The organism is Kitasatospora sp. NPDC059812 (genome assembly GCF_042732075.1).
Taxonomy (GTDB): Bacteria; Actinomycetota; Actinomycetes; order Streptomycetales; family Streptomycetaceae; genus Kitasatospora.
This window is the reverse complement of sequence record NZ_JBHWIO010000020.1, coordinates 49,038-58,980: the sequence shown is the minus strand read 5'-3', so window position 1 is coordinate 58,980 and position 9,943 is coordinate 49,038. Positions and strand designations below refer to the sequence as shown.

Genomic DNA, 9,943 nt, shown 5'->3' with positions numbered 1-9,943 from the left:
ACCCCCCGCCCCCCCCCGTAAAAAAACGTGGACGGGGCGCCGCCCGCTCCTGTTGTTTAACCCCCCCCGCCGCCGCCGGGCCCCCCCGCCCCGCCGGGGGCGCACGGGGAGGACGCGCCCGGCCTGATCGACCTCTTCGCCACGGTGGAGTCCGAGATGGACCTGCTGACCGAGGGCATCGAGACCATGACCGGGCTGGTGAACGCCATCGCCGCCCTGGCCGAGGAGTTCGGGCCTGACATGAAACGCGCCGCCGCGAAGGGTGCGCCGCCGTCCGCCACGCTCGCGGCGACCAGGCGCTTCGGCACCGCCCTCGGCGGGCCGGCGGCCGAACTCAAGGTGTGCGCCGAGGAGTTCACCACCCGAATGTCGAACATCGACGCGACCGTGCACGCCTCGCTGGACATGTTCCAGCAGCTGCCGCAGACCGGGGAGGCCCAGGAGACCCACAGCTTCCTGCACCAGCTCATCGACATGTCCCAGGCCTCGCGCGAGGGCCTGGAGACGCTCCGGCTCTTCCGGACGATGATGGAGTGGCTCACCAACGTGAGCCGCGATCTGCGGGCCCCGGCCAAGGACATCATGGCCGCACTCGACCTCGTCACCGCCGCCATGGCGCGGGTCGAGACGTGGGACCAGCGGGCCCGCGCCCTGGTCTGACCGCAGGGGCGGGCGCGGGGACGGCCGCAGGACGGGCGCAGGGCGGGCGCCGGGCGGGCGCCGGGGGGCAGTGGGCCTCCCGGCGCCCGTGCGCGGCTACCAGGCGTAGTCCTCCGGGGCGGGCTGGTGGCCGGGGAAGAGTTCGTCGAGGCGGTCGAGGGTCTTCTGGTCGAGCTTCAGGTCGAGGGCGGCGACGGCGGCGTCGAGGTGGGCGGGGGTGCGGGGGCCGATGATGGGGGCGGTGACGGCGGGGCGGGTGAGGAGCCAGGCGAGGCCGAGGTCGGCGGGTTCGGTGCCGAGGTCGGCGGCGAGGTCCTCGTAGGCCTGGAGGCGGTCGCGGTGGGTGGCGAGGAGTCCGTCGGCCTGGGGCAGGGCGCCGCGGACGCGGGTGCCTTCGCGTTCCTTGCGGAGGATGCCGCCGAGGAGGCCGCTGCGCAGCGGGGACCAGGGCAGCAGGCCGAGGCCGTAGTGCTGGAGGGCGGGGATGACCTCCAGTTCGATGGTACGGTCGAGGAGGTTGTAGAGGGACTGTTCGCTCACCAGGCCGAGGAAGTGGCGGGAGCGGGCGGCCTCCTGGGCCTGGGCGAGGTGCCAGCCGGCGAAGTTGCTGGAGCCGACGTAGATGATCTTGCCCTGGGTGACCAGGACCTCCATCGCCTGCCAGATCTCCTCCCAGGGCGTGTCCCGGTCGATGTGGTGCATCTGGTAGAGGTCGATGTGGTCGGTGTTCAGGCGCCGCAGGCTGGCCTCGACGGCGCGGCGGATGCCGAGGGCGGAGAGCTTGCCCTCGTTGGGCCAGTCGCCCATCGGCCCGTACACCTTGGTGGCGAGGACGGTGCGTTCGCGGCGGCCGCCGCCCTGGGCGAACCAGCGGCCGATGATCTCCTCGGTCCGGCCCCTGAGGTTGCCCTCGCTGTCGCGGCCGTAGGCGTTGGCGGTGTCGAAGAAGTTGATGCCCCGCTCGTGGGCGGTGTCCATGATGCGGTGGGCCTCGGACTCCTCGGTGTGGGGGCCGAAGTTCATGGTGCCCAGGCAGAGTCGGGAGACGGTCAGGCCGGTGCGGCCGAGGTGGGTGTACTCCATGGCGCCCACCTTCGGCCGTACCGGCGCCGGTGTCCAGCACATTCCGTCAGACGAGCAGGCCCACAGTCGCGCAGACGAACCGGGTCGGACGGAATCGCCGGATTCCGGCCTGTTCAGCGCCCGTGCGTGGCGAACTTCCGCACGGCGAGCGGCACGCAGAGCGCGAGCAGCAGGCCGCTCCAGAGCAGCGAGGCGAGGACGGCGTGCTGCATGGGCCAGGCGCCGCCGGCCGCGGAGGGGTTGCCGAAGAGTTCGCGGCAGGCCTGGACGACGGCGCTGACCGGGTTCCAGTCGGCGACGACCCGCAGCCACCCGGGCATGCCGCCGGTGGGGACGTACGCGTTGGTGACCATCGCGATCGGGAAGACCGCGACGGAGAGTTGGCCGGCGGCCTCCTCCTTGCCGATGGTCAGGCCGAGGCAGGTGCCGACCCAGGTCATCACGAAGCGGAAGAGCAGCAACAGGGCGAACGCGCCCGCCGCGTCCCCGGCGCCCTCGCGGACGCGCCAGCCGGCGGCGAGGCCGACGAGCGCGAGGAGGGTCAGGACGACGAAACTGACGAGCAGGTCGGCGAGGGTCTGCCCGAGCAGCAGTCCGGTGCGGGAGACGGGCATGGAGCGCAGCCGGTCGGTGATGCCGCGGCCGACGTCGCGGGCGGCGCCGACCATGGTCACCATGATGCCGTTGGTGGCGACCATGGCGAACAGGCCGGGCATCAGGAACTCGCGGTAGTCGCCGCCGCCCGGGATCCGCATGGCGCTGCCGAAGACGTACCCGAAGACCACCACCATGATCACCGGGACGCCCAGCGAGGCGGCCAACAGGCCGGGCGAGTGGCGGTAGTTGAGGAGGATGCGGAGCATCGACGTCCAGGTGTCGACGGCCAGCCGGGCGGGTCGGGACGGTTTCGGCGCGGGGCGGGACGGTGCCGGCGCGGGGCGGGACGGCATCGGCGCGGGGGCGTGCACGGCGGCCATCAGGCGGCCCTCCTCAGGGTTTCGGCGGATTCGCGGGTGAGCGCGAGGAACACGTCGTCCAGCGAGGGGGCCCGTACGGCGGCGTCCTCGGCGGTGATCCCGACGGTGTCCAACTCCCGTACCAGCGAGGGCAGCAGGACGGACACGCCGGGCTGGGTCAGTACCGTCACGGTCCGTTCGGCCGCGTCGACCTGCGCGTCGCCGCCCGAGAGGGTGGACAGCACCACGGCGGCGGCGGCGAGTTGGGCCGGGTCGGCGAGGGTGACGGACAGCTGGCTGCCGATCGCGGCCTTGAGCCTGGCTGGTGGGCCGGTGGCGATGGCGGCGCCGTGATCGACGACGACGATGTCGTCGGCGAGCCGGTCGGCCTCCTCCAGGTACTGGGTGGTGAGCAGCACGGTGGTGCCGCCGTCGGCCAACTCCTTGACGGTGTTCCAGATTTCCTGGCGGCTGCGCGGGTCGAGCCCGGTGGTGGGCTCGTCGAGGAAGAGCACCGGGGGGCTGGTGACCAGGCTGGCGATGAGGTCGAGGCGTCGGCGCATGCCGCCGGAGTAGGTGCGGACGAGCCGGTCGCCGGCCTCGGTGAGGTCGAAGCGTTCGAGCAGTTCGTCGGCGCGGGCGCGGGCGCGGCGGGCGCCGAGGCGGTGCAGCCGGCCGAACAGGTGGAGGTTGTCGCGCCCGGTGATGCCCTCGTCGACGGCGGCGTACTGCCCGGCGAGGCCGATGGCCCGGCGGACGTCCTCGGCGGCGCGGGCGACGTCGTGTCCGGCGACGCGGGCGGTGCCCCGGTCGGGGGCGACGAGGGTGGCGAGGACGCGGACGGCGGTGGTCTTGCCGGCGCCGTTGGGGCCGAGCAATCCGCAGACGGTGCCGGCGGGAACGGTGAGGTCGAGGCCGCGGAGGGCCTCGGTAGTCCCGAATCGTTTCTCCACGCCTGCCATCTCGATGGCGGGTCGGGCGGTGTCGGACATGGCTCTGCCCCTTCTCTAGGTACAGCGTACGTAGAAGCGTGAGCCAAATGCTACTACGTACGTCGTACGTATCTAAGATGGGGGGCGAGGTGATCACCCAGTGCCGTCCAACGAACCCCCCAGCAACAGCGAGCGCCCAGCCACCCCCGAGGCGCCCGAACTGATCTGGCTACGCCCCGAACGCACCGGCCGCGGGCCGAAACCGGCCCACAGCCGGACGTCCATCGCCGCCGCGGCCGTCGAGATCGCCGACGCGGAGGGCCTGGACGCCGCCTCCATGCGCCGGGTCGCGGCCGCCCTCGGGGCGGGCACCATGTCGCTCTACAACTACGTGCCGAAGAAGGAGCACCTGCTCGACCTCATGCTCGACGCCGTCACCGCCGAGTACGAGCTGCCGGCCGCGCCGAGCGGCGACGTCCGCGCCGACCTCGCGGCGCTCGCCCGCCAGCAACTCGCCATCTTCCGCCGCCACCCCTGGCTGCCGACCCTGGTGCTCGCCCGCCCGGGCATCGGCCCCAACGCCCTGCGCTACACCGACCACTTCCTCGCCGTCACCGCCTCCACCGGCCTGGGCGGCGGCGCCCGGATGGAGGCCATGGCCCTGTTCAACGGCTTCGTCTGCCAGTACGCCCAGTACGAGCAGACGGCGGCTGCGGGCGCCAAGTGGCAGGCGGAGCTGGTCGGTTACCTCACCCGGGCCGCCATGAGCGGCGAATACCCGCACCTGGCCCAGGCGTTCGCGACGTCCGGACCGCCCTCCGATCCGGACGCCGCCTTCGACCGCTCGCTGGACCGGGTGATCACGGCCATCCTGGCCCCGCCGACGCCCCGCTGAGCCCGCTGCTCAGCCCCGCCGACCGGCCCCGCCCTCAAGCCGCGCCCTCAGGCCCCGCCCTCAAGCCGGGGCCGCGACAGCACCGCCGCCGCCCGCCCGTCGACCAGCACCAACACGGCCTCGTGCGCGCCCCCCAGCGCCGCCCGCGCCTCGGCCGGCGACTGCCCGACGCCCACCGCCGGCAGCGCCGGCCCGAGCAGCGCGCCCAGCGGACCACCCGGCGAACCACCCAACGGATCGCCCGGCTTGGCGCCGCCGTCCGCGAGCGCCGCCGCCAGCACCGCCCGCGACACCGAGCCGACCACCTCCGTCGCGCTCACCCCGTACGGCCTCGCCGCCCGCGCCAGCACCACCGGCGCCACCCCGCCGGGCACGGCGCGCAGCGCCTCCAGCGCCTCGCCGACCGTCGCACCGGCGTCGACCGCGACCAGCGGGCCGGCCCCGGCGAGCAGCGGCCGAAGGCCGCCCGCCGACTCCGACTCCTCCTCCAGGAAGCCCCACTGCCGCATCCAGTCGTCGCTGTGCACCTTGGACAGGTAGGACCGCCCGGAGTCCGGCAGCAGCACCACCACCAGGTCGTCCGGCCCGAGCCGCCGCGCGACCCGCAGCGCCGCCGCCACCGCCGTGCCCGAGGAAGGACCGGCCAGGATGCCCTCCTCCCGGGCGAGCCGACGGGCCGTCAGCAGCGACTCGCGGTCGGGGATGCGCTCGAAGGCGTCCACCACCTCCGACCGGTAGGCCTGCGGCCAGCGGTCCTCGACGGTGCCGGGGTGGAGGAAGTGCCCGATGCTCTCGACGAACCACGGGCTGCCGTCCCCGCCCCCGTACATCGAGGACTCCGGGTCCGCGCCGACCACGGTCACGGAACCGCCGGACACCTGCTGGAGGTACCCGCCGGTGCCGGTGACGGTCCCGCCGGTGCCGACGCCCGCGACGAAGTGGGTGACCCGGCCGCCGGTCTGCTCCCAGATCTCGGGACCGGTGGTACGCACATGGGCGTCCGGATTGGCCAGGTTGTCGTACTGGTTGGCGAGCCAGGCGCCGGGGATCTCCTCCACCAGCCGCTGCACGACGTTGAACAGGTGGGCCGGGTCCTCGGCGGGCACGGCCGTCGGGGCGAGCACCACCTCGGCGCCGTACGCCCGCAGGATGTCGGACTTCTCGGGCGCCGACTTGTCGGACACCCCGGCGATCACCCGGTAACCGCGCTGCCGCCCGACGATGGTCAGCCCGATGCCGGTGTTGCCGGAGGTCGCCTCGACGATCGTCCCGCCCGGCCGCAGCAGGCCGTCCCGCTCGGCGGCCAGCACCATGGACAGCGCGGCGCGGTCCTTGACGCTGCCGCCGATGTTGAGGAACTCGGCCTTGGCGTAGATCCGCGCGGGCAGCCCGGCGCCGAGCCGGGCGAGGCGGAACAGGGGCGTCCCACCGATCGCGTCGAGTACGGATTCGTGCACTGCGGCCATCACGGCCCCTTTCACTGGCTGTCCGCCCGAGCCTGCCCGAACGCGCGGTCAGATAGTCGCTGGTGCTGTGACCGCCTGACCGACCGCGAACCGCAGCCCCGGAGTGCCGAAAGGGACAAGTTCACGAGAAGGACAGCGACAGAAGGACGACTCAGGAGACGAACGGCTCGATCTCCCCCGCAAAGACGATGACCTGGTCGATGAGGCTCCGCCGCAGATGGACGACGTCCGTTCCCGCCAGGCGGGGGCCTCCATCCGGCGTGGTGAAGACCCACTGGTACCGGGCCCACTCGTCAGGCATGTCCACCGCTGAGCAGCGCGCCATCGTGCCGGTCCCCGCCGGGTGGTGCCGGATGTCCAGCACGAACTGCTCGACCGCCGCGATTCCTTCGCTGCGGCCCAACGGCCCCCAGAAGACCACGTCTGAGGTCAGGGCCTGGGAGAGCAGGGCAGTCACATAGCTGTCGTCCGAGGCGTTGAACGCGGAGATGAAGGTGTCGATCGCGGAGCGTGCCGTCTCTTCCTGCATGCCCCAGTAATACCAGCCGTTGCTCGTGCGCTCGTCCCGCGAGCCGCCTTCCGATCACGGTGGGCCATCCCGGTCACAGCACTGGCAGCCCCGGATCGTCGAGGCCGAGTCGGCGAGGGTTCTCGACCGTAAAGGGGCGCGGACAAAGGCGCGTGGCGCCTCTTGCGCGCCCCTCAGATTTGCTGCGCTCCAAAGTGCGCAACGGTACGGCCCGCGCCCGCCCCGCCGATCGGGTGTGTGCGGAGAGTGACCGGCGCGCGATCAGATCAGCGGTTCGAAGAGGTCGCGCCCCCAGTGGCCGAGCCAGGACGCGGTGGCGGACCACCGGGCCTGACCTTCCGCACCTTCCGTACCTTCCGTGGACTCGTCGTACGGCAGCACGGCGGTCGGGGCGAGCCAGCCCTCCCCCGGGTCGATGCGGACCCGCAGCACCTTGAGCGGTCTGCGCAGGGCGACGAACATCCGCAGGTCGTCGGTGTGCGGGCAGTGGGTCTCGTAACGGTCGTGGACGGTACGGCAGATGGACTTGATGTCGGTGTCCGCGAGCAGGAGGTGGCGGCTGCCGGGGCCGAGGTTGACGCAGAGGCGGCGGCGGGCGGTGTCGCGGTCCGGGTACGGCAGGTTCTGGTGGTTGTCGACGTGCAGGCCGAGGCACAGGCCGCTCTCGGGCAACCGGTGGGTGACCAGCTCACCGGGCGGGTCCTCGGCCGGTTCGAGGGCGACGTGCAGCGGATCACCGAGGAGGCCGACGAGCGCGGCGACGGTGTGGACGTCGGTGACGGTCCCGGGGAGGCGGAAGAACTCGACCAGGCCGCTGTCCTTGGTGAAGAGGCCCGGCGCGTAGCGCTCGGGGTGCTCCTCGGGGAGCGGGGACCAGTCGCCGGCGGGGACGACGGCTCCGTTCTCGTAGTCGGGCTCACCATGGACTCTGCGGACGTTGCCGATGTCGCAGCGGGCGCGGAGGGCCGCCGGGTCGCGGAAGGCGATGGCGGCGGGGTGCATGGTCGTCATGAGGGGGGCTCCTCGGTTCAGTCGTTGTCGTCGTCGGAGTTGTCGCTGTGACGGTTGATGCCGGTCATCAGGGCGGCGGCCAGGGTGGTCCACCAGACGACGTCGGCGGTGGCCGGCTCGCGCGGCGGGACGAGGTTCGAGGCGAAGCAGGCGAGGGCGAGGCTGGCGGCGGTGATCGCAGCCGTGGTGGCGAGCTTGATGGTGCTCAACTTTCGGGCGAGGGAACGTTGCTGTCCGCGGTACGGAGGACGCGCGCCCAGACGCGCTTGCCCGCGCCGCACCGCGCGATCACCCCGAAGTCGACGGCGAGCCGGCGGGCGAGTTCGATCCCACGGCCGCACTCGTTGAAACGGCCCGGACGCCGCTCCAGGAGCGGGAGGTCACTGCGGGGGTCCCAGACTTCGAGGCGGCAGCCGCCGTCGAACTCCTGGAGGTAGAGCCGGACTTCGCCGTCGCCGTGACAGGCGTGGACGACGGCGTTGGTCACGAACTCGGAGGCGATGAGGACGAGGTCGTCGACCGGGTCACCGACCCAGCCCCAGGAAGTGAGCTGGTCACGGACCAGGCGGCGGGCGGTACGGACCGAGGTTTCGTGCTCGGTGAGGGTGGTCTCCCAGGATCGGAGGACCGGGTTACGCAAGGTGGACATGAGTCACCCCACACCTTCAGTGGCGTGTTCGTGCGGTCACAGTGAGTGTGGAGCATCGAAAATCGAAACCGCAACCTCATTGCTCGAATAAATTAATTGATCATGGTTTGGACTTGAGACAAGGCCAGCAGACTGGTGAGACTGGACCCCACACCGGACGGAGGGGCGCCACTTGAACAAGGACCTGTCGGCCATCAGGCAAATCCGGCTTGGCGACGAACTGCGCGCCTGGCGACTGGAGAACAACAAGACCCTGACCGACATGACGGCCGACCTGAAGGGTTGGAGCGCCGGTCGACTCAGCCGGATCGAACGAGCCCTACAGCCGATCAGCGCCACCGACCTGGCCACACTGCTCGATCATTCCGGCGTCACCGGCCAGGAGCGGGAGGACCTTGAGAGCCTTCTCGGGGCCAGCCCTCCGAAGCAGTGGTGGCGCGACCTGGATTTCGCGAACTCCATCACGGCGGCCTTCAGCGAGTACCTGGCACTCGAAGCCGATGCCGCTCAGATGCTGAACTACTTCCCCTCCGCCTTCCCTGGCCTCGTCCAGACCGAGGGTTACGCCAAGGAGATGATCGCGGCTGGACTGAGCGCGCCCAACGAGGAACAGATCGAAACCGCAACGGAAGTCCGCATGCTGCGGCAACGTCGACTCACCGAGGACCCCACGCTCGCCTTGGAGGCTTACTTCGGCGAGGTGGCACTCATGGTCGCAGGCGATCACAAGGTCCTTGCGGACCAGATCCGCCATACGATCAAGGTCGCGCAATACCCGAACGTCACTATCCGAATGATCCCCTTGAGCGCAGGTCGACAGGGCATCCTGACCTCAGGACTCGTACTCATGAGGTTCCCTGACGATCCCGAAGATGGGTTCGTATTCATCGAAGCTGTTGGCGGTATGCTCCCGCGTAGAACCGGACGAGACGTACGACGGGCCGAGCGAGCCTTCTCCCGGCTCCATCGCTGCGCTCTGTCGCCGGAGGACACCATCACCGCCCTTGAACGCAAGTTGGAAGAGCTGACGTGAGCGAGAAGCGCGACCCGTACGACCATGATCCAGCAACCGCCGACTGGTTCAAGTCACCGTTCTCCGGTGACGACAACGGCGACTGCGTGATCATCGCCCGCTTCCCCAACGGCGACGTCTGGCTCGGTGACGACAAGAACCCCGGCCGCCCCCACCTCGCCTTCGACCAGGCCGAATGGACCGCCTTCATCCAAGCCATCGAAGCCCACGACCCCCGCTTCACCGCCTGACCACCCACCGGGAGGCCAAGATGCCCGACCGAAACGATCCCTACGACCACAGCCCCGCCGACGCCGACTGGACCAAGTCCCCCTTCTCCGGCGACTCCAACGGCAGTTGCGTGGTTATCGCGCGTTTCGACAACGGCGACGTCTGGCTCGGTGACGACAAGAACCCGAACCGCCCCCACCTCGCCTTCGACCAGGCCGAATGGACCGCCTTCGTCCAAGCCATCGAAGCCCACGACCCCCGCTTCACCGCCTAACCGCCCACCGGGAGGCCCGGATGCGCGACCGAAACGATCCCTACGACCACAGCCCCGCCAGCGTTGAGTGGGTCAAGTCCCCGTTCTCCGGGGAAGGTAACGGCAACTGCGTGGTTATCGCGCGTTTCGACAACGGCGACGTCTGGCTCAGTGACGACAAGAACCCGAACCGCCCCCACCTCGCCTTCGACCAGGCCGAATGGACCGCCTTCGTCCAAGCCATCGAAGCCCACGACCCCCGCTTC

The 9,943-nt window shown here is 71.0% G+C and carries 14 protein-coding genes; 6 read left to right on the top strand and 8 right to left on the bottom strand.

From position 1 onward, the window contains the following. Nucleotides 1-156 precede the first annotated feature (156 nt). The gene (locus tag ACFV6D_RS13385) at nucleotides 157-660 is read left to right on the top strand and encodes a hypothetical protein (protein ID WP_380559679.1); all 504 of its coding nucleotides are present in this window, start codon (nucleotides 157-159) and stop codon (nucleotides 658-660) included. A gap of 96 nt (nucleotides 661-756) precedes the next feature. Here ACFV6D_RS13385 and ACFV6D_RS13380 read toward each other — a convergent pair whose 3' ends face one another. The 3 genes from ACFV6D_RS13380 to ACFV6D_RS13370 form a co-directional block, all read right to left on the bottom strand. Next, a complete protein-coding gene (locus ACFV6D_RS13380) occupies nucleotides 757-1,743 on the bottom strand; it encodes an aldo/keto reductase (protein ID WP_063346724.1) in 987 nt (328 codons plus the stop codon). A 113-nt stretch (nucleotides 1,744-1,856) separates the two neighbouring features. Beyond that, nucleotides 1,857-2,720: an ABC transporter permease gene (locus tag ACFV6D_RS13375; protein WP_380559677.1), complete on the bottom strand. Its 864-nt coding sequence runs from the start codon at nucleotides 2,718-2,720 to the stop codon at nucleotides 1,857-1,859. Beyond that, complete coding sequence (locus ACFV6D_RS13370; RefSeq protein WP_363372652.1) at nucleotides 2,720-3,691, bottom strand: ATP-binding cassette domain-containing protein; 972 nt, start codon at nucleotides 3,689-3,691, stop codon at nucleotides 2,720-2,722. Before ACFV6D_RS13370 ends, ACFV6D_RS13375 begins: the two co-directional genes overlap by 1 nt. A gap of 100 nt (nucleotides 3,692-3,791) precedes the next feature. On the opposite strand from ACFV6D_RS13370, the gene ACFV6D_RS13365 reads away from it, so the two are divergent. Further along, nucleotides 3,792-4,526: a TetR/AcrR family transcriptional regulator gene (locus ACFV6D_RS13365; RefSeq protein ID WP_380559675.1), complete on the top strand. Its 735-nt coding sequence runs from the start codon at nucleotides 3,792-3,794 to the stop codon at nucleotides 4,524-4,526. A 47-nt stretch (nucleotides 4,527-4,573) separates the two neighbouring features. Here ACFV6D_RS13365 and ACFV6D_RS13360 read toward each other — a convergent pair whose 3' ends face one another. From ACFV6D_RS13360 to ACFV6D_RS13340, 5 genes are all read right to left on the bottom strand, one after another. Further along, entirely contained in the window at nucleotides 4,574-5,992 is a 1,419-nt protein-coding gene (locus tag ACFV6D_RS13360) for a PLP-dependent cysteine synthase family protein (RefSeq protein WP_380559673.1), read from the bottom strand. 151 nt (nucleotides 5,993-6,143) lie between these two features. Next, the gene (locus tag ACFV6D_RS13355) at nucleotides 6,144-6,521 is read right to left on the bottom strand and encodes a nuclear transport factor 2 family protein (protein WP_380559672.1); all 378 of its coding nucleotides are present in this window, start codon (nucleotides 6,519-6,521) and stop codon (nucleotides 6,144-6,146) included. 261 nt (nucleotides 6,522-6,782) lie between these two features. Beyond that, nucleotides 6,783-7,532: a hypothetical protein gene (locus tag ACFV6D_RS13350; protein WP_380559670.1), complete on the bottom strand. Its 750-nt coding sequence runs from the start codon at nucleotides 7,530-7,532 to the stop codon at nucleotides 6,783-6,785. 17 nt (nucleotides 7,533-7,549) lie between these two features. Further along, nucleotides 7,550-7,741 carry a hypothetical protein gene (locus ACFV6D_RS13345; protein ID WP_063346730.1) on the bottom strand — a complete coding sequence of 64 codons (192 nt, stop codon included), beginning with the start codon at nucleotides 7,739-7,741 and terminating at the stop codon, nucleotides 7,550-7,552. Continuing rightward, nucleotides 7,738-8,181, bottom strand: a complete 444-nt coding sequence (locus ACFV6D_RS13340; protein ID WP_380370731.1) for an ATP-binding protein — start codon at nucleotides 8,179-8,181, stop codon at nucleotides 7,738-7,740. The genes ACFV6D_RS13345 and ACFV6D_RS13340 overlap by 4 nt, the downstream gene beginning before the upstream one ends. A 172-nt stretch (nucleotides 8,182-8,353) precedes the next feature. On the opposite strand from ACFV6D_RS13340, the gene ACFV6D_RS13335 reads away from it, so the two are divergent. From ACFV6D_RS13335 to ACFV6D_RS13320, 4 genes are all read left to right on the top strand, one after another. Next, nucleotides 8,354-9,214 carry a helix-turn-helix domain-containing protein gene (locus ACFV6D_RS13335; protein ID WP_380427247.1) on the top strand — a complete coding sequence of 287 codons (861 nt, stop codon included), beginning with the start codon at nucleotides 8,354-8,356 and terminating at the stop codon, nucleotides 9,212-9,214. Beyond that, on the top strand, nucleotides 9,211-9,444 hold the full coding sequence (locus ACFV6D_RS13330) for a DUF397 domain-containing protein (RefSeq protein ID WP_380427249.1): 234 nt from the start codon (nucleotides 9,211-9,213) through the stop codon (nucleotides 9,442-9,444). Before ACFV6D_RS13335 ends, ACFV6D_RS13330 begins: the two co-directional genes overlap by 4 nt. 20 nt (nucleotides 9,445-9,464) lie before the next feature. Then, nucleotides 9,465-9,698, top strand: coding sequence for a DUF397 domain-containing protein (locus tag ACFV6D_RS13325; protein ID WP_380492396.1), 234 nt, complete (start codon nucleotides 9,465-9,467; stop codon nucleotides 9,696-9,698). Next, nucleotides 9,644-9,943, top strand: a 300-nt coding sequence (locus ACFV6D_RS13320) for a DUF397 domain-containing protein (protein ID WP_380559725.1), incomplete at its 3' end; no start/stop codon positions are given. The genes ACFV6D_RS13325 and ACFV6D_RS13320, both read left to right, overlap by 55 nt.